Source organism: uncultured Alcanivorax sp., assembly GCF_947258575.1.
Classification (GTDB): Bacteria; Pseudomonadota; Gammaproteobacteria; order Pseudomonadales; family Alcanivoracaceae; genus Alcanivorax.
The window spans coordinates 515972-535545 of record NZ_CAMYIV010000011.1 but is presented as its reverse complement, the minus strand read 5'-3'; the positions used below and the strand labels follow the sequence as shown (position 1 = coordinate 535545).

General features: G+C 57.8%; 14 protein-coding genes, 1 tRNA gene and 1 pseudogene. 8 read left to right on the top strand and 8 right to left on the bottom strand.

Features of this window, described 5'->3' with window-relative positions:
- Positions 1–123 precede the first annotated feature (123 nt).
- Positions 124–1923 (bottom strand): PDZ domain-containing protein, encoded by a 1800-nt coding sequence (locus tag Q0Y02_RS13470; RefSeq protein WP_297769417.1) that lies wholly within the window; start codon positions 1921–1923, stop codon positions 124–126.
- A gap of 209 nt (positions 1924–2132) precedes the next feature.
- Between Q0Y02_RS13470 and Q0Y02_RS13465 the strand changes: the two genes are divergently transcribed.
- Positions 2133–3065 (top strand): alpha/beta fold hydrolase, encoded by a 933-nt coding sequence (locus Q0Y02_RS13465; protein WP_297769414.1) that lies wholly within the window; start codon positions 2133–2135, stop codon positions 3063–3065.
- Between the two features lie 116 nt (positions 3066–3181).
- Here the strand turns inward: Q0Y02_RS13465 and Q0Y02_RS13460 are convergent, their stop codons facing one another.
- The 6 genes and pseudogenes from Q0Y02_RS13460 to Q0Y02_RS13435 all read right to left on the bottom strand — a co-directional run bounded on the left by Q0Y02_RS13460 (position 3182) and on the right by Q0Y02_RS13435 (position 11154).
- Complete coding sequence (locus tag Q0Y02_RS13460; protein WP_297769411.1) at positions 3182–5908, bottom strand: thrombospondin type 3 repeat-containing protein; 2727 nt, start codon at positions 5906–5908, stop codon at positions 3182–3184.
- A 246-nt stretch (positions 5909–6154) separates the two neighbouring features.
- Positions 6155–6442: a hypothetical protein gene (locus tag Q0Y02_RS13455; RefSeq protein ID WP_297769409.1), complete on the bottom strand. Its 288-nt coding sequence runs from the start codon at positions 6440–6442 to the stop codon at positions 6155–6157.
- A gap of 116 nt (positions 6443–6558) precedes the next feature.
- Positions 6559–8643, bottom strand: a complete 2085-nt coding sequence (locus Q0Y02_RS13450) for a transporter substrate-binding domain-containing protein (RefSeq protein ID WP_297769404.1) — start codon at positions 8641–8643, stop codon at positions 6559–6561.
- A gap of 191 nt (positions 8644–8834) precedes the next feature.
- Positions 8835–9758 carry a thrombospondin type 3 repeat-containing protein gene (locus Q0Y02_RS13445; protein ID WP_297769452.1) on the bottom strand — a complete coding sequence of 308 codons (924 nt, stop codon included), beginning with the start codon at positions 9756–9758 and terminating at the stop codon, positions 8835–8837.
- 12 nt (positions 9759–9770) lie between these two features.
- Positions 9771–9932: pseudogene (locus Q0Y02_RS13440) on the bottom strand (thrombospondin type 3 repeat-containing protein); the annotation flags it as partial.
- 130 nt (positions 9933–10062) lie between these two features.
- Complete coding sequence (locus tag Q0Y02_RS13435) at positions 10063–11154, bottom strand: OmpA family protein (RefSeq protein ID WP_297769401.1); 1092 nt, start codon at positions 11152–11154, stop codon at positions 10063–10065.
- A gap of 244 nt (positions 11155–11398) precedes the next feature.
- Between Q0Y02_RS13435 and Q0Y02_RS13430 the strand changes: the two genes are divergently transcribed.
- The 7 genes from Q0Y02_RS13430 (at position 11399) to Q0Y02_RS13400 (ending at position 18356) form a co-directional block, all read left to right on the top strand.
- Complete coding sequence (locus tag Q0Y02_RS13430) at positions 11399–13381, top strand: neutral/alkaline non-lysosomal ceramidase N-terminal domain-containing protein (protein ID WP_297769398.1); 1983 nt, start codon at positions 11399–11401, stop codon at positions 13379–13381.
- 128 nt (positions 13382–13509) lie between these two features.
- Positions 13510–14118: a hypothetical protein gene (locus tag Q0Y02_RS13425; RefSeq protein ID WP_297769396.1), complete on the top strand. Its 609-nt coding sequence runs from the start codon at positions 13510–13512 to the stop codon at positions 14116–14118.
- Between the two features lie 18 nt (positions 14119–14136).
- A complete protein-coding gene (locus Q0Y02_RS13420; RefSeq protein WP_297769393.1) occupies positions 14137–15279 on the top strand; it encodes a CaiB/BaiF CoA-transferase family protein in 1143 nt (380 codons plus the stop codon).
- 71 nt (positions 15280–15350) lie between these two features.
- Entirely contained in the window at positions 15351–15977 is a 627-nt protein-coding gene (gene msrA, locus Q0Y02_RS13415; protein ID WP_297769390.1) for a peptide-methionine (S)-S-oxide reductase MsrA, read from the top strand.
- Positions 15974–16402 (top strand): peptide-methionine (R)-S-oxide reductase MsrB, encoded by a 429-nt coding sequence (gene msrB / locus Q0Y02_RS13410; RefSeq protein WP_297769387.1) that lies wholly within the window; start codon positions 15974–15976, stop codon positions 16400–16402. Before msrA ends, msrB begins: the two co-directional genes overlap by 4 nt.
- Before the next feature lie 310 nt (positions 16403–16712).
- Positions 16713–18224, top strand: coding sequence for a 4-hydroxyphenylacetate 3-hydroxylase N-terminal domain-containing protein (locus Q0Y02_RS13405; RefSeq protein ID WP_297769384.1), 1512 nt, complete (start codon positions 16713–16715; stop codon positions 18222–18224).
- A 56-nt stretch (positions 18225–18280) separates the two neighbouring features.
- Positions 18281–18356, top strand: a tRNA-Thr gene (locus Q0Y02_RS13400).
- 66 nt (positions 18357–18422) lie between these two features.
- On the opposite strand, the gene Q0Y02_RS13395 is transcribed toward Q0Y02_RS13400, so the two are convergent.
- Positions 18423–19487, bottom strand: coding sequence for a transporter (locus Q0Y02_RS13395; RefSeq protein WP_297769381.1), 1065 nt, complete (start codon positions 19485–19487; stop codon positions 18423–18425).
- Positions 19488–19574 lie beyond the last annotated feature (87 nt).

Genomic DNA, 19574 nt, shown 5'->3' with positions numbered 1-19574 from the left:
GGAGCGGCGCTCGAGCCGCGAATCGTTCTTGGGAAAACCCTCGCAAGCAGGTTCGCGGCTCGAGCGCCGCTCCTACAGCCAATGCACAGTCCAGGATTTCCGCTATTCATTATTAATTGTTAACTATTCATTGCCCTTCCAGTGCAGCCAGGCTTTGCCCTTCTCGGTTAACCCGCCCTTGGCGATGGTCAAATACGCGGTGCTTGGTTCGCTGGGCGCCACTGTCACTTTGAATTTCATCAGCTCGTCGCGGCGGAAAGCATGCACTTCCACGTTTTCGCCGGGCAGGAAATTGGCCATCAGATTGTCGATATTGCTCTGTGTAGCGTGCAGGCCATCCACGGCAATGATCACATCCCCCGCAGACAATCCGGCAGCCATGGCCGGGCCCTGCTCGAAGGCGACGACAATCTTCGCGCCCATCGGATCGGCAACCAGCCGCACCCCCAGATTAGGGATACCATCCTTGCCGGGCTTGCCACCGTTGTCGCCATGGCCGGCAGCACTGCGCCAATTGAGCTCTACACCGCGCTCGGCCAACAGCTCTGCCAGGGGCAGATCCTCGGTGCTGTAGAGGGCCTGCTCGAAGAAGTCGCTCATGTCGCAGCCGGCGACTTCTTCGGCCAGGGGTTGTATGCCCTGCTCCGGCACGCCTTCGCCGGTCTGCCCGTAACGGGCCCAGAGCAGGCGCATAAGATCGTCCAGGGACTTTTTCTCGCCGGTCAAGTTGCGCAGGGTCAGATCCAGCGCCAGCGCCACCAGCGAGCCCTTGGTGTAATAACTGACGATGGCGTTGGGGGCGTTTTCATCCTGCTTGTAGAAGCGGGTCCAGGCGTCGAAGCTGGATTCGGTGACAGTTTGCTTGTGGCGGCCCTGACCACGATACACCCGGCTCAGGGTCTGCCCGAGCAGCTCCAGATAGCTCTGCGGCGCAATCAGCCCGGTGCGGGTCAGCGACAAATCATCGTAGTAGCTGGTGATGCCCTCGAAGGCCCACAACAATTCCGTATGCACTTCCCGGGACAGATCAAACGGCGTGAACGCCGCCGGCTTGATCCGCTTGATATTCCAGGTATGGAAATATTCGTGGCTGCACAGGCCCAGATAATTACGATAGCCATCGCGCACCTTGCCCGGCTCGTCGGTGCGCTTGGGCAGGTCGTCGCGGGCACACATGAGGCTGGTGGAATTGCGATGTTCCAGGCCACCATAACCATTGCCGGTGACCAGGGTCATGAACAGATAGCGATCCATGGGCGCCGGTTCGCCGAACATGCGGATGTGATGTTCGCAGATCGGTTTCAGATCCCGGCACAGCCGCGCCATATCGGTCTTGTGACGACCGGCCATCACCACCCAGTGCGGCACGCCACAGGCTTCGAACTGGGCATACTCGAACGGGCCCATTTCCACCGGATGGTCGATCAGGGCATCGTAGTTATCTGCCCGGAAGCGGCCAAACGCCAGCTCCGACCCCGTCAGCCGGGGCAGCCCGGTGGCCAGCTGCCAGGCCAGGTAGGCCGGGCCTTGCGGTGCTTCGATTTCTACTTCGCAAGGCTGGTCCTCGTGCCCCATGGGCGCCAGGAAGACACAGGTGCCATTGAAATAGCCGTGGGTGGTATCCAGATGCGCGCCGCGCACGGACAGGTCCCAGGCGTAAACGTGGTAGTGCAGCTGCACAGGGCCGTCGCAGGGTGGCACCTGCCAGGTTTGCTTGTCGATTTTCGCCACGGGCAGTGTCTCACCCTGACAACTGGCTTCCAGATGCACCAGATGGCGGGCAAAATCACGGATCATGTAGCTGCCGGGTATCCAGGCCGGCAACGTAAACGCCTGCCCTTCCGGGGTCGGCTCTGCCACGGTCAGCGTCACTTCAAAAAGATGAGCTTCAGGGCGCAGTGGGCGAATCCGGTATTCGATCATGGTCTCTCCTGGAAATCGGGCAGCGTACAACAGCGTCCGGCATGGTAGTTGCTGCATCACCCTGTTGCCATAGCTGTTATTATGCCATGGTCCGGAACAGGCTCAGGAGGCCTGGCCGGCAGGCTGCCGGTTGAGCACTTATCCTCGCCGACGACGCCTTAATATCACAGGCATCAACCTGTCCACTGACCGCGCCGCCGGAGAATGTTATGAGCAAGCAGATGCGCTACCTGAACACGGGCGACGGCCATTCCACCGCTATCCACCACTGGCCCACCGAGGCTGCAACGTCAAAGGGAATCATGGTCTGGCTGCACGGCATGGCGGAGCATGGTGCCCGCTATGAGCCGCTGGCAAAGGCACTCAACGAGCAGGGCTGGCATCTGTATTGTCCGGATCATCGTGGCCATGGCCTGAGTGTCAGCGAGGCATGCCCCAAAGGGCATTTCGGTGACGACAACGGCTGGGACTGCCTGGTGCAGGATGCCAACGCGGTGATCGCCATGGCCCGTGAAACGCACCCGGGTCTGCCCTGCGTGCTTGGCGGCCACAGCATGGGCTCTTTCATTGCCCTCGCAGCAGCTCAACGCACCGGTGAGAATCTGTCGGGGCTGGTGCTATGCGCCAGCGATTACCACCCGGCAGCCTATTACACCCTGATGAGCCTGCCCGTGAAGCTGACCCGCCGTCGTAATGGCAAGCGTGGGGTGAGCCCGTTGATTCGCAGAATGACCTTTGGTGCCTGGGCTCGCCGCGTGCCGGACCCGAGTACCGAGTTCGACTGGCTGAGTAACGACCGCGATCAGGTACAGCGCTATCTGGACGACGACCTGTGTGGCTTCGATTGCACCACCGAATCCTGGTGCCAGTTGATCGAAGGACTACGTCAGATCCACAGCATCGTGCAGCTCGCCGAGCTCCCCGACCAACTCCCGGTCCTGCTGCTGGGTGGCGAGCAGGACCCCATGAGCGACATGGGCAAGGGCATGATGGCCCTGGAGCAGGTATTGCATACCATGGAGCAGCCATTGACCGCTCACTTCTGGCCTGAAGGGCGCCACGAGATCCTCAATGATCATTGTCGCGATCAGGTACTCGATGCGCTCAGTCAATGGCTTGCGCCTCTGGCAACCAAGCACTGACACAACACAACCTGTCTGCCGGCAAGGCGCCAACAGACAGGTCAGCCACTCTCCAGATACCTAAAAAAACGGGAAGCCTAAGCTTCCCGTTTTTTGGTTGCGCAAGTGAGCGCCGGTCAGGGCGTGGGCCCGACGCAGCTCTGGTGAACATTCAGATCGCTCAGCAGACCCACCGTGGCTGAGAGATCGACACGCAGGGTATCGAATGTCTCAGTGGTATCCACGAACAGGAACTGCTGATCAAAGCCACCCAGGGTCAACAGCTGCAAATTCAGCAAGCCACCGCTGCCGGAGGTCTCCACCACGGTGCCATTGCTCAGCAAGCTCACGGTTATCTGATCCAGCACACCCAGATCCAGCAGGTCGGCACTATTGCTCACGGTAAAGCCGGCCCGGCTGGAACCACTGAAGCTTTCACCGCTGTCCACATTGAGGCGGGTTCCGCCACCCAGGGCACCGAGGGTAACGAAAAGCTGTGCTGCCGTTGGCACCTGATCATCCACGGCCAATGCCGCATCCTGCAGGCCACAAAGGACACACAACCCGACACCACCACCGGAAGCCGTTGCCGTGGGCGCCAGCAGCGGTTCCAGGCCATTGCCGGAGGCACCACTACAGGTGAACTCGGCATCGCAGACATCCCCCAGGCCATCACCATCCGCATCCGCTTGATCCGCGTTGGCGTTATTCGGGCAGTTGTCCACGTCATCGTCAACGCCGTCATTGTCGGCATCCATATCACAGGCGTCACCCACGCCGTCACTGTCGGCATCAGCCTGGTCCGGGTTGGCTGTATTCAGGCAGTTGTCCATTTCGTCTGCCACGCCATCGCCATCACTGTCGTTCACCGTATCGCAGGCATCACCAATGCCATCGCCATCAATGTCGGCCTGATCCGTATTGGCCGTCAGCGGACAATTATCCAGGCCATCCAGCACCAGATCATTGTCATCATCCGGGTCACAGACATCGCCCAGGCCATCCCCATCGGAATCTACCTTGTCGGCATTGGCAATCAGCGGGCAATTATCACTGAGGTCATCCACGCCGTCGCCATCCAGATCCACGTCACAGCTGTCACCAATGCCGTCACCATCACCATCAGCCTGATCCGGGTTACTGACTGTGGGACAGTTATCATCGGCGTCGTCCACGCCGTCATTATCGTCATCGGTATCACAGACATCACCGATGCCATCCAGATCAGCATCCAGCTGTGTGGCATTGGCATCGTTGGGGCAGTTGTCGAGTAGGTCAGGAACGGCATCATTGTCGTCATCGGTATCGCAGGCGTCGCCCTGACCATCGCCGTCATTGTCAGCCTGGTCCGCATTAGCGACATCGGGGCAGTTATCCATATCGTCCGCTACACCATCGCCATCACTGTCGGTCAGTGGATCACAGGCATCGCCAATACCATCCCCATCTGCGTCAGCCTGATCCGGGTTACCAACGGCGGGACAGTTATCAATGCCATCATCAACGCCATCACCATCGGTATCGGTGTTGCTGTCGCAGGCATCGCCGACACCATCAGCGTCCGCATCCGCCTGGTCGGTGTTGGCCGTCAACGGGCAGTTATCCAACACGTCCAGCACCAGATCATTGTCATCATCCGGATCACAGCCGTCGCCCAGACCATCACCATCAGAGTCCAGCTGGTCAGGGTTGGCAATCAACGGGCAGTTGTCGCTCAGGTCATCGACGCCATCACCGTCCAGATCAAGGTCACAGCTATCACCAATGCCATCACCATCACTGTCGGCCTGGTCCGGGTTGCTTACCGTTGGACAGTTATCGGCGCCATCATCAACGCCATCGCCGTCATCATCGCTGTCGCAGGCATCACCCTGGCCGTCCAGATCCACATCCAGCTGGGTTGAATTTGCAGTAAGCGGACAGTTATCCAGCGCATCGGCCACACCATCACCATCGGTGTCGTCATCGCAGGCATCACCGGTACCATCACCATCCAGATCTTCCTGCCCGGCGTTGGCCACCGCCGGGCAGTTATCCGCATCATCGTCGACACCATCACCGTCGCTGTCGGTATTACCGGTATCGCAGGCATCACCAATGCCATCACCATCACTGTCGGCCTGATCCGGGTTACTGATCAGCGGGCAGTTGTCCGTGCTGTCATTGACGCCATCACCATCGTCATCGGCATCGCAGACATCACCAAGACCGTCGCTGTCGGTATCAGTCTGGTTCACATTGGCAGTATTCGGGCAGTTATCCAGATCATCACTGATGCCGTCCCCGTCGCTGTCCATATCGCAGGCATCACCAATGCCGTTGCCATCCGTATCGGTTTGATCCGGGTTGCTGGTCAGTGGGCAGTTATCTGTGCTGTCCTCCACCCCATCATTGTCATCGTCCGTATCACAGGCATCGCCATTGCCATCACTGTCGGTGTCTGTCTGACCGGGATTGGCCACCGCCGGACAGTTATCCACGCCACCATCGACCCCGTCGCCATCGGTGTCCGTATCCGTGTCACAGGCATCACCCACACCATCGCCATCCGTATCGGTCTGGTCCGTATTGGCCACAGCCGGGCAGTTATCATTGCTGTTGAGGATGGTGTCGCCGTCAGCATCGTTATCGCAGGCATCGCCGAGGCCATCACCATCCGTATCGGCCTGGCCAGGGTTACTGACAGACGGACAGTTGTCACGGTTATCCGGAACATTATCGCCGTCCTGATCGGTGTCACGATTAACGGGAGGCTGAGATCGAGAGCCATCCCCGTCCGCACCACACCCCGACAAGCCCAGGCTGCCCACTAACAGCACAACCGGTATCAACCAAGCTATATAAAATCGTCCCTGATTCTTCATGCCACTACTCCCTAGACAGTGCTTACTTCTTCACAGGTTACTCTCGGATGTGAATTTTCCGTCAATATCACTGTTGAAATTCTGTTGTGTTTTGGAAAGGGAATACAGTTACAAACTGTTCTTTTACAGTTGGCATGACAGTTGTTGAAAATTGCGCGATCGGCGGTATGAATTTTTCATAAAAAAAGCGCGCCAATAAATTGGCACGCTTTTCCCAACATCGTAGATATTAAGTTTGACTGAGACTTATTTGAGAAGGTTGTTCTTGATGTCCTTCAACCCTTCCAGAGTGCTGTCCCAGGTCTTTTCCACGCTGGCTTTAACATCTTCCCAGCGGGCATTGCTGTCATTACGGAGTTCATCCAGCCGAGCCGCCAATTCCTGACGTTTTTCTTTCAGTTCCAGCTTACGGCTTTCCCATTTGTGACGAACGTCTTCGCTGGCCTTGTCCGCCTTGACTTGCAACTGGTCAAATTCATTATCCAGTTCGTTGAGCTTACCTTTAATCTTTTCGATGAAAGCATTGCGATCCATCACAATCTCCTTTCAATGAATGGGTACCCTTATCATGGGGCTGCCATGACGCTTTTCCATGGCGATTTTGTAAAATATCCATTTACCGGGCATTCAGCCCTGGGCGGCACAAACGCTTAGCCCTCTTCTTCCTCCAGGGCCGACACATAGCCCAGATAACGATTTTTGATCTGCCTGACATATTTCACCGGCTCCGCCCCGCGCACATAGCCGTAGCGAGCCTGACGGGCGTACTCCGGCCGGGAAAGCAACAACATGGCCTCTTCCACGTTGCCGAACCATTTATCCGGATCCTTGCCCAGACGTTCCGCCAGGCGGCGCGCATCTTCCACATGGCCGTGCCCGGCATTGTAGGCGGCCAGGGTAAAATAGAGTTTCTCCGCCAGATCCAGACGTGCCGGGAAACGCTGTTCCAGCCAGTCCATATAGGCGACCCCTGCCGCTACTCCATTCTCTGGCCGAGTCAGGTTGCTGTAGCCGAGTTGGCGCCCGGTACGCGGCATCACTTGCAGCAACCCCTGCGCACCCGCAAACGAGCGAGCCTTGGGATTGAACCGGCTTTCCTGGTACATCTGCGAGGTAATCAGGCGCCAATCCAGCCCATATTTAAGGGCCTCGCTTTTAACCAGCTCGTCGTAGGGAGAAATGGCTTTCCCCGAGCCAACCCGATAGGCCTCGTGGGTATTGATGGTTTTTTTCTCACGGAAGTAGCGGTTGTAGGTAATGTTGTAGTTCAGGCCCCGATAATGGCGGGCGATGTAGCTGTTGAGTTGCTCTTCCAGTGCCTGCTGTTCAGGGCGCAGGCCCCAGCCAATCTCCTTGGCGGGCTCGAATTCAAACAACACAGCAATATCTTCACGATAGGTGGACTCCATGGCTGCCAGGTGACTATCGGCCATGGTCAGATCGTATTCACCGTTGGCCACGGCATTAATCAGCATCTCGGTGCTGGCGCCTGGCACCTCCTGAACGATAAAGGGGAAATCACTCTCTCTAAGCGACTGCAGGGTGTCGTAATAGGCGGTTTCCGGGTTGACGGCCACGGTACGACCGGCCAACTGACCGATATTTTCCAGGGGCGCTTCATCCGAACGACCGATCAATTGCTCGTTGACCTCCAAATAACGGTCACTGAACATCCAGCCTTGTTTCTGGCGATCCTCGGTAATGGTCATGGAGGCCGCAATGACATCGCCCTCCCCGGCCTGCAGCGCTGCAAACATGGCTGAAGGGCTGTCGCGGACAACAACACTGACGCGCAGCCGATGCTTCTTGGCAAAGTCGTTGATCAGGTCGTAGTCGAATCCCATCAGCTCACCACGCCACATGAAATAACTGGCGGGGTTGTTGGAGGTAATGACGCGCAGAACGCCCTGCTTCTTGATCGCCGCCCAGTCACGCTTTTCCTGTTCTTTGACGGAAGACATAACCCGCTCACTGGTTATGTACTGATTGATGCGATCAAGCAGCTCGGTACTGTCTTGCCTCACTGCCCAGGCAATGCGCCGCTTGCGGTTCACCACTGGGCCGATAGCTACCTCGGCATCAGGGCTGATGAGGGCATCCAGCATGTTGCTGTCGATAATGGTGGCAGCCAACTCACCGGACTCCACTCCCTCGACCAGTTCTTCGTCGGAAAGATTGGCATCGAGCACATCCACCGAAATGTTGTCATGGCGCCGGGCCAGTTTTTCTGCGGTTTCCTGGTAAGAGGTCCCTTCCGGAACCGAAATAGTGAGGTTTTTCAGCTTGGTCAGAGTCAGATCTGCCTTCTCTGCAGGAACAACGAGGTTTTCCTGCACCGCATTTACCGGCGTAGAGAATGCCAGGGTTTTCTGTCTGTCTTTCGTCACCGAGTAGTTCGTCACGATCACGTCGGCAGCACCCGCATTGATGAGTGCGCCCAGCTCGGCAAAACTTTCCGCATAGACCCAGCGAGGCTGCAGCCCCAGGTGCCTGACAAACGCCTCGGCCTGGGCCTGATATTCTCTGGCAGGAACCCCCTGCCTGGGCAGGCCGGAGGGCTCATCAAAACGGGGAGCCAGCAGGCGGACGTAACCACGCTCCTGCAAGGCAGGCAAATCGCCGGTTTCTTCGTAGTTGTTGAAGGTGCTGACGACTTCGCCGACCCCAGGCTCCTTGTCGCAACCTGCCAACAGAGAAACCAACAGACACACTGTCAGAAAAATACGGCTTCGCATGATGCCCCCTTACTGCACTGATTATCATTCTTGAGGCCAGAATGACCCTTATAGACAGAGTAACGATTCAGGGCGAATCAGGCGATTATTTTGTCACAGTGGGGTCAAGGCCCAATAGATCAGCATGAATTGAACAATACCGAAGCAATAAAAAAGGGGCCCGAAGGCCCCTAGATATAGAGTCTAAAGACTCAGGGTTGCTGTACGCAGGTATCATGCACGCGCACTTCGCTGTCTGCTGAAATCAAGCCGCCGAATTCCAGCGCTACAGCATCAAACGCGGTGGCATCCGCATCAACTTCAACACCGACAAAGGTCTGCTCCGGACCGCCAAGCAGGCCCGCCACATCCAGAGCCAGCAAGCCCCCATCGACGGTGAAGCTGTCGACTTCCACACCGTCGTCGTAAAGGCGCAGGGTCAGGAAGTCACCGAGCACACCCAGGTCAAGCAGACCGGTATCCGGGTTACTGGTCACAAAGCCGATGTTCACCATGCCAGAGAAGTTGTTACTCGCGTTTTCAGTAACCGTCAAACGGGCACCACCTAACACATTCACGGCCAGGGTCATTTCAGAGAAAGTCGCGTTATCCTCATCAATGGCTGCGCCTGGAACAGTGACTCCACAACCTACACATATACCGAAGGTTTCACCGGTAGCACCAAAGTTGGCGGCAGTGAGGGGCTCGAACGGTCCACCAGCGGTGCAGGTAAAGCCATCCACATCGCACACATCACCGGTTCCGTCTTCATCCGCATCCGCCTGATCAGCATTGGCATTGTTGGGGCAGTTATCACAGACGTCACCGACGCCATCCGCATCCACATCCGCCTGATCCGGGTTCGGGGTTACCGGGCAGTTGTCATCGTCGTTGGGAATGCCATCGCCATCGTCGTCGTCTTCACAGACATCACCGATAGTGTTGGCATCAGCGTCTTCCTGACCCGGATTGGCTACCAGCGGGCAGTTGTCGCAGACATCACCGACACCGTCACCATCACCATCTTCCTGGCCAGGGTTGGGTGTTACCGGACAATTATCTGTGTCATCGGGGATGCCATCACCATCTTCATCATCGGTACAGGCGTCGCCGATACCGTCGCCATTGGTATCAATCTGATCCGTGTTCGGAACCAGCGGACAGTTGTCATCATCATCAGGGATAGTGTCGTTGTCGGTATCGTCATCGCAGACATCACCGATACCATCACCGTCAATATCACTCTGATCCGAATTGGGGATAGTCGGACAGTTATCTTCATCATCCGGAATACCGTCGTTATCCTGATCGGAAATACGCGACCCCGGGTTGTTGCCGTTGCCGTCGCCATCTGCTTCACAACCCGCCAGACCAAAGGCCAGGGTGGTTGCCAACAGGAAGGCGAACAGCGTTTTAATATAAGTACTCATGGCTACTCTCCTACTGCTCGCTGACGCGGAATTCCACGCGGCGGTTCATGGCACGACCGGACTGATTTTCGTTGCTGGCGATCGGCTCCAGTTCACCGTAACCGCGCGCAGTCAGGCGATTGGCGTCAATGCCCTGATCAATCAGATACTGGCGTACGGATTTGGCACGCTGGTCAGACAGGCTCTCGTTGTAAGACGCTGAACCGGTGCTGTCAGTATGGCCGGCAATCTCAACATTGAAGTTTTGCTGGGCCTGCAATGCCTTGGCTACCCGATTCAAGGAAGGACCAGAGCTTGCGGTAATTTCCGCAGAGTTCAGTTCAAAGTTGATATTGTTGAAGGTGATGGTCTGATTCATGATCATGCAGCCATCTGAATCGACTTTGGCGCCCTGGATGGTATCCGGACACTTGTCACGGTCATCCGGCACACCGTCACCGTCGCTGTCCACGAAGGGCTTCTCGACAATTTTTTCCACTTCACGGGTTTCGTAGACGATCTTCTCGACTTCAACCACCTTGGTCACACCCAGCGGGATTTCCAGACCCAGGGAGAAGCGCCAGTCATTGAAGCCGCCTTCATCTTCAGACAGGGTTCCAGTAACACCGTCAAAATCGTCGTACATGTAACGAGCTTCAGCGCGAAGTTTCAGGCCATTGTCAAAAATCGGGCCGGTTACCGCACCAATGCCCACATTGGCATGCAGGTCGAATTCGTCATCATCATCAGGCACGACGTCGTTATAGATAGCGCCGATGTTGGCGAGAACAAAAGGAGTAAAACCTTCACGATCGCCAAAGGCGTAAGCGATACCGGTGCTGGCCGCGTACTGATAGAAATCAGTAGCTCCCTCGACACCACTATCCAGCCCGTAGGCCGCACCTTCGGTCTCCCACCACCAGTGCTCGGAAAGTTCACGGCCATAGATAAGGCTGCCGCCAAGACCGTTGCGGGAAAGTTCCCGGTCCTCATCGAGCACCAGATAACTTGCCATGGGTGCAAGGTACTGACGTGTTGAGTCGTTTGCCTTGTCTTCTGCCAGTGCCTGGTTTGCCACCGCGACAGAAAGTGCAAGAGCTGAGAGTCGAATGCATCCTTTCATGGTTACCCCCCTCGGGTATGATTGATCTGTGCAATTATTGAAATAGGTTTCGGTGCGCTTTAAAACCACGAACGAGTGCCGTTACGTTGCTTTAATGTTGCTGATTGGTTGCTGGCACCCTATTTTGTTTCTGAGCGTATCCTTTCGTATCAAAACGAGTGAAATGGCGCCGTTTAAAGGGTTATATTCCACAACGAATCCGAATATGGCACGATAGTGCAAATTAACTGGAACACCATTTCCCATGCGAACATTGCGCACCCGCTATCTACTGCTATTACTCTGTTTTGCCGGCATTTTCGGTGGCCTGCTGCACACCGCCTGGCCCTTCCTGTTTTACCCCCGGCAGAACCTGTCTTTCTCTTTCCCTGTACAACCGATAGCAGCGGAAACCTCAACAGCAAAAGCAGGTATCGCTGAACGGGACATTACGCCGCCCGCCGGCATACCCAAGTTCGGTTATTCCGCCTGGGCAAAAGACGCAGACGGCTTTCGCACCCGGCTCAAGGCAAGGGCGTTCTACCTGAAAGGCCCCGGGCAAAGCCCGCTAGCTATCGTACAACTGGATCTTGGCAGCGGTTCGCTGGTGCTGCGCCATCGGGTGGCAGAATTGATCGCCGACCATACCGATGTGCCTGCCCATGCGGTGACCCTGCTGGTTACCCACACCCACTCCGGTCCCGGCCAGTATCTCGGCAGTGATTTCTACAACGTCTTCGGCAGTAACCGGCCGGGCTTCGACCCGGCCCTGTTCGAGTTTCTCAGTCAGCGTATCGCCGACGCCGTCATCAATGCCTATGAATCCCGGCGCGAGGCGCGCTTTGCCGTGGGCCAGAGCGACCTGTTTGGCGTTACCCGAAATCGCTCCATCCAGGCCTGGGCCAATAACTTCCCTGAGCAGGATCCCTCCAACGCGGACCCCATGCAGGCGGTGAACCCCACCATGACCCTGCTGCGTATTGATCAGCGTCGAGGCGACAGTTTCGAGCCCGCTGGCGCGCTCAGCCTCTACTCCATCCACGGCACTGCCATCCCACCCTTTACCCGCCCCTACCATGCGGATGTCTGGCACTGGATAAGTGACGAACTGGAAAGCGAACTGGCCGGTAATAACCCCCGATTCATCCACGGCGCCGCCCAGGCTACCCATGCAGATAACAACCCGGCCTGGAAAGAGGACCTGCGCGGCGACCGTGAAGCTGAACGTATCGGCAAGGCACTGGGGAAACATGCCTCACAGCTGTTTCATTCCCTGGAAAGTCAACTCACAGATACACTCAGCACAGCCGTCGCCAGCCGCCAGCTGGACCTGCTCGACGACATCGATACCAGCCGTTTCGGACTTTGCGAACGAGCCATCGCCGGTGCCTCCGTCGCCGGTGCCGCCAACGGCGACGAAGTCTTCCCGGTTTCCTATCTCCCTTTTCTGAAGGAAGACTGGCCTCGACGGGTCTTTACCGACAACTGCCAGGGTGTGAAGCAATGGATGTTGTCCAAACTGCAATTGTTGCTACCGGCCCAGCGCTTTCCCCACCAGGCCTTGTTCCAGATCGTTCGCATCAACAACCTGGTACTGGTTCCCCTACCCTGGGAAATCACCCTGGAAAGCGGCAACAGACTCCGTGAGGCGGTAGCGCGCACCCTGCCAGAGGGCACTGACTGGAAGGTGGAAATTTCCAGTCTGGCCAATGGCTACTTCGGCTATGCCGTCACTCCGCAAGAATATGCGCTGCAGTACTACGAGGGCGGCCATACTCTGTATGGGCCGCATACCCTGGATTTCCTGATTCAGCAGAGCGAAGGGCTAAGCCGGGCGCTGCAACAACAAGGTGACATTAATGACATCCCGGCCCAGCAGACTTTTTCCCTGCTCAGCCAGGAATACTTTCCCGACTCGCTCGCAGATCCAGGCACACGGCGCTGGTTAAGCGAGCCAACGCCTCATGACGGTGATGCCACCACCGGCCCTTACTGGAGCCTGCTACTGGAAGCCGAAGCGGCTAATCAGCTGGCGCTGGATCGCCCGCTACTGGCTGTTCACTGTGACAACGGCGTGATCAGCGATGACAGCGCCGAGCTACAGCTGCAGCATCAGCAAGACACGGATAAACGCCGCGGTCATTATGAGGTGCGCTGGTACCCCGCCACACCCTCGCCTTCCGGGTCCTGCCGCTTTTCCGTTAGTGCCCATCAGCAACAGTCCGTGTTGTCCGCTCCCTTGCCATAGCCTGTTCAGCGCTGCGCTGGCAACCCTGTCACAACCACAGACGCGGTATGGCCGTTAACGGATGAGCCCTGTCAATGGCACTGCTACACTGGAGACGTGCCACCCGCTTTTTCTCCCGGAGATCCGTCATGCGCCCGCTGCTTCGCTTTCTGCTGCCTGCCCTGCTCGTTGCCGGCTGTGCCAGCACCACCCAGGTTACAACTCGCTTCACCGCTGAAGGGAGTCATCCTCCCCAAGAGACATTGCTGCTGGTGGCCCACACCCCGGAAGGCGGCACCCGTGAAACCTGGGAACTGACCTGCAAGGAAATATTTTCAAGCAGTTCGTTGACCATTTTGCTCAGCCATCAGGAATTGCCGTTATGGTACGAAGGCGGAAAAAACCGCATCCTCGACTGGGCGCAAAGCAATGATGTGCAACGGATTCTGGTGGTGGAACTGACCCATCTGTTGATAGATGCAGCGGCACCACCGTCAGGCGGCAATCGCCTCAACCCCATGGACCAGTCCGCCGGTGAAATGACGCCGACCTGGCAAGTGGGTCTTGGCGGCGAGCTGGCCCGGGAAGCGGTTCCCGAGGCACTGCGTCAACACGGTGCTGAGCTGATCAATGCTGACGGCAAGCCCCTGTGGACCGGTATTGCCACCACACACGAAGCCAGCAACACCGTTGCCATTGCCAAGAGCCAATGTACGGCTCTGCGCAACACACTCAAAGAGCATGCTCTGATACTCTGACAACGGAAAATAAAGACTATGACTGGCCCACTGAACGGACTGACCTTTATCGAACTGGCCGGTATCGGCCCCGGCCCCTTCTGCGGCATGATGCTCGCTGACATGGGCGCCACCGTGATCCGCATTGATCGCCCCGGCGGCAACCCCCACGCCGCCGTCGGCCATAGCGTTCTGTTCCGCAATCGGCAGAACCTGGCCCTGGACCTGAAAAGCCCGGAAGGCATCGAGACCGTCCTCAAGCTTTGTGAAACTGCCGACGGCTTGTTTGAAGGCTTTCGCCCGGGCGTGACCGAGCGCCTGGGTATCGGCCCGGAACAGTGCCTGGCCCGTAATCCGAAACTGGTGTACGGCCGCATGACCGGTTGGGGCCAGACGGGTCCGCTGGCCAAAGCGGCCGGTCACGACATGAACTACATCTCCCTGTCCGGTGCCCTCCATGCCATGGGCCGTCAGGGGGAAAAGCCCGCCATTCCGCTGAACCTGGTGGGTGATTTCGGCGGCGGCGGCATGATGCTCGCCTTCGGCATGGTCTGTGCCGCCCTGGAAGCCCAGCGCTCCGGCGAAGGCCAGGTGGTCGACAGCTCCATGGTGGAAGGCTCCGCGGCCCTCATGGCCATGTTCTATGGCCTCAAGGCCCAGGGCATGTTCAGCGAAAACCGCGGCACCCACATGCTCGATTCCGGCGCCCACTTTTATGAAGTCTACGAAACGGCGGACGGCAAGTTCGTGTCCATCGGCAGTATCGAACCGCAGTTCTACGCCGAGCTGTGCCGCATCGCAGAGCTACCCGCCGAGGACTTTGGCCAACAGATGAACCCGGCCATGTGGCCGGAAATGAAACAAAAACTGGCGGCGGTCATCAAACTCAAGAGCCGGGAAGAATGGACCGCGCTGATGGAAGGTACCGACGTATGCTTTGCACCGGTATTGAGCCTTGAAGAAGCGCCTTCACACCCGCATAACGTGGCAAGAGGTTCCTTTTTCACAGTCGGCAACACCGTGCAGCCGGCACCGACACCGCGCTTCTCGCGCAGCGCCGCCGGCGATATCAAAGCCGCCGCCAGCGCCGGGGCCGACAGCCAGGCGGTTCTCCGCCAGGCCGGTTTCAGTGACGAACAGATCGACACATTGATCAGCAGCGGCGCAGTGAAGCAGGACTAATCCCGGTTTCTCTTGCGCCAAGCCCGAACCTGCCCCGGCCACAAGCCGGGGCCTGTTTGAAGGAGACAACCATGACAGCCGTAATCCCCGGCACATCCCTGGCCATTCACCCGGAACGCTTCCCTGACCCGGTGGACGACCTGCCCACTGACGGCATCCAGAAAGCCGTACTGGCAGGGGGGTGTTTCTGGTGTGTGGAAGCGGTCTACCTCAATCTGGATGGCGTACTGGCTGTCACCTCCGGCTATGCCGGTGGCCATGCCGCCCGTGCCAATTATGAGGCGGTCTGCACCGGCACCACCGGCCACGCGGAAGTGGTGGAAATCGACTACGACAGCAAGGTGATCAGCTACGGCCAGCTCCTCAAGGTGTTCTTTTCCGTGGCCCACGATCCCACCCAGAAAGATCGCCAGGGCAACGACCGCGGCACCCAGTACCGGTCCGCCATTTTCTATCAAAGCCCTGAAGAAAAAGCGGTGGCCGAAGCGTATATCCATCAGCTGGACAACGCCGGTGCCTTTACCGCCCCTGTCGTGACCACGTTGGAGCCACTGGAGACTTTCTATCGCGGCGAGGATTACCACCAGAACTTCGCCAGCCACAACCCTAACCAGGGCTATATCGTTCACGTGGCCAGACCCAAGGTGGAAAAGCTCATCCACGCCTTTCCCGACCTGCTCAAGAGGGATACGCAATGAACACAACACGCTCCATCAGCGGCCATGATCTCACCCCGCTTAGCGACGCAGAGAAACAGCAACGAGCGGAACACCTCACCGATGAGGAAAGGCGCATCCTGCTTAATCAGGGCACCGAACCGCCCTTCTGCGGTGGCTTGCTCGACAACAAGGAAGACGGCGTTTATCACTGCAAACTGTGCGAGCTACCCCTCTTTGCCGCCAACGCCAAATTCGAGTCGGGCACCGGCTGGCCCAGCTTCTACCAACCCTTTGACCCGGAGCATATCCGCGAACTTCACGACACCAGCCACGGCATGACCCGGGTGGAAATCCGCTGCGCCCGCTGCGACGGCCACCTGGGCCACGTATTCCCCGACGGCCCCGCACCGACGGGCCTGCGTTACTGCCTGAATTCGGCGTCGATGGTGTTCAAGACGAATTGAAAGTTTAAAGTTCAAAGTTGAAAAGCGCGGGCAAGCCTCTCATTCCATTGACTTGCCGTGCCCGCGCATCCCCGCGGGTTGCAACGCGTAGCACAAAGTTTCTGTCAGTACGGAGGTTATCCGCGTTTCAACTTTAAACTTTGAACTTTCAACTCATTCGCCCTTACCCCACAGCACCCCTGACTTGACCGCAGCGTACAGCGGCAGTTTCTGTCATTGCCTCGAGCAACACCCTGTATACCATCGGAAGTGACCCCCAAGTCACGACACCCTGGCAACTGCCAGAACAATGGAAATCACAGGAGGCACCATGAACGCCGCGACCCCTGCCCCGCGCCGCGAGGAAAGCGCCGAACAGCGCTGGAACCGCTTTTCTGTCCTCAAGACCGGTGAGGATTACCTGGCCAGCCTGCGCAACCGCGGCACTCGCCTGTTCCTGTTTGGTGAGCTGATCGATGAGCCCGCCGATCACCCAATCATCAAACCCAGCATCAACGCCCTGCGCGCCAGTTATGATCTGGCCATTGAGGATCCGGAACTGGCCACCGCCTGGTCCCCGCTGATTGATGCACAGGTAAACCGCTTTCTGCACATCGTCGAATCGCCGGCGGACCTGGTGAAAAAGAACAAGATGCAGCGGCGTATGGGCCAGATTACCGGCACCTGTTTTCAACGCTGCACGGGACTGGACACCATCAGTGTCCTGCATTCGATCACCTACGAAATCGACGAAAAACACGGCACCCAGTATCACCATCGTTTCCTGGATTTCCTCGGTGAAGCGCAACGCAAGAACATCCTGATCGCCGCTGGCATGACCGACCCCAAAGGCGACCGCAGCAAGCGCCCGGCTCAACAGAGCGACCCGGACATGTTCATGCGCGTGACCCGGCGCACCGACAAGGGCATCTACGTGAAAGGCGTGAAAGCTCATATGACGGGGGGCTGGAACCAGCACTGGATCTGCGTCATGCCCACCATGAACCTGACAGAAGAAGATCGCGATTATGCGGTAGTCGGCATGATCCCCGGCGACGCGGAAGGCATCACCTACATCTACGGCCGCCAGAGCTGCGACACCCGCGCCATGGAAGGGGGCGACATCGATCAGGGCAATGCCGAATACGGCGGCCAGGAAGTCCTGGTCTACTTCGATGACGTCTTTATTCCCCATGAGCATGTCTTCATGGACGGCGAGTACGAGTTTGCCCAGGACATGGTCGCCCGTTTCACCGCCTACCACCGGGCCAGCTATGTCTGCAAAACCGGCCTGGGTGATGTACTGGTGGGCGCCGCCGCGTCCATCGCCGAATACAACGGGCTGGAAAAAGTCAGCCATATTCGCGACAAGCTGGTGGAAATGGTGCACCTGAACGAGACCATCTACTCCTCCGGGATTGCCAGCTCCCACGAGGCAAAGCAGATGCCCAGCGGCATCTTCATGAACGACGCCATGCTCTCCAATGTGTGCAAGCACAACGTGACCCGCTTCCCCTACGAGATCTCACGTCTGGCCCAGGACCTGGCCGGCGGCATCATGGTCACCATGCCCAGTGAGAAGGACCTGGAAAACCAGGAAGCCGGCGACATCATTCGCCGCTTCCTGAAAGGCCGCGACGACATCCCCACCGAAGACCGCATGCGCATCCTGCGTCTGATCGAGAACATGACTCTGGGCCGCAACGCGGTGGGCTACCTGACCGAATCCATGCACGGCGCTGGCAGCCCCCAGGCCCAGCGCATCCAGATCCTGCGCGGCATGGACGTGGACACCAAGAAATGGCACGCCCGCAAACTGGCCGGCATCAAGCAGGTTTCTTGACGCCGATACTTGCCAGCCCGGGGCGTCCTGCTAAACTAGCGCCGCCCCGAGGGCATGCCGGGATAGCTCAGTCGGTAGAGCAACTGATTCGTAATCAGTAGGTCCGCGGTTCGATTCCGCGTTCCGGCACCATCGAATCACAAAAAAGCCGCCTCTTGAGGCGGCTTTTCTTGTTTGGACCATCCTGCGAAAAAACCCTTATCTCCCGCCGAAGGCCTTCTGCCAGCCCACCGTGAAGGTGTAGTCGGTTTCCATCTGAACCCCATGCAGGGATTGGTGAACCGGGACCTTGTATTCCAGAGCCAGACGATGGCCGTTCAATGTGCCGTTCTTGCCCAACAGGTTCAGTCCCAAACCGATATCCAGTCGCTGCCCACCCTTGGCGTCCGGGTCAGCGGCCGGATTCATCATTGGTGAGATAGTCAGGTCTTCGGCAGCACCGTGAATATCAGACCACCAGCTCTTGTAGGCAGCCAGGGAGATGGAAGCCCAAGGAGCCAGCGGCTTGGCCGCCCAAGCCGTCAAGTAACGCCGGGAGCCTAATTTGTAGCCCTGATCATTCTCATCCAGCGCAATTTTGGCACTGACCTGCGCTCCCCAGCTCCAGCCTTGATATTGCTTGTTCAGGGTAATACCCGGGCGCGCCTCGTAGCTGCCAGAGCCCAACTGCATGGGGTATGGCAACTGGATCTCCTTGCCCTGCATGGGCACATAGTCGTCTTCCTCGATGGAGCCGGTGGGCAAGCCCAGCACCAGATTCAGGTGAAGACGATAGCCGTCTTGATCAAAGAACTTGTACAGGCCGCCAATGCTGGCGTCACCGATACCGGAGGTTTCGGTGTCGAACTCGTCATCCATGGTGTTCATCATCATGGCCATGCGAGTTTTGGTGGTCATCTTGTTGGTGGTGTACGGCAGCATGGCCATCAGGGTGAGATTGTCCGTCGGCGCGTACATGGCTCCGAGCATGTGCATGTGCATGGTCATCTCATAAGGCAATGCCTTCATGTTCATCATGCCCATACCGGGGATCTCGCCGAAGGCTTCATTGGTGCTCAGCGACTCACTGCCTGACCTGGCGCCACTCATCCCCATGCCCATATAACGATAGGACAGCATCCATTCGCCTTTGCCATGGGTATGGTCGCCCATCACTGAAATGGGCGCATGGCTGTCGGCACGCCCGCCATCGTAATGGGCCTGAGCCTGACCCATGCTGGTCATCGCGGTTGCCGCGACGAGAAGATGAACTGTTCTGCGCATCTCGCTTCCCCACTGAATAACAATTGCGAGCAGCTTACGGATACCGCCGGCAATGCCAATGCGGCAAAACGTCGCAGTCTTGTCTAT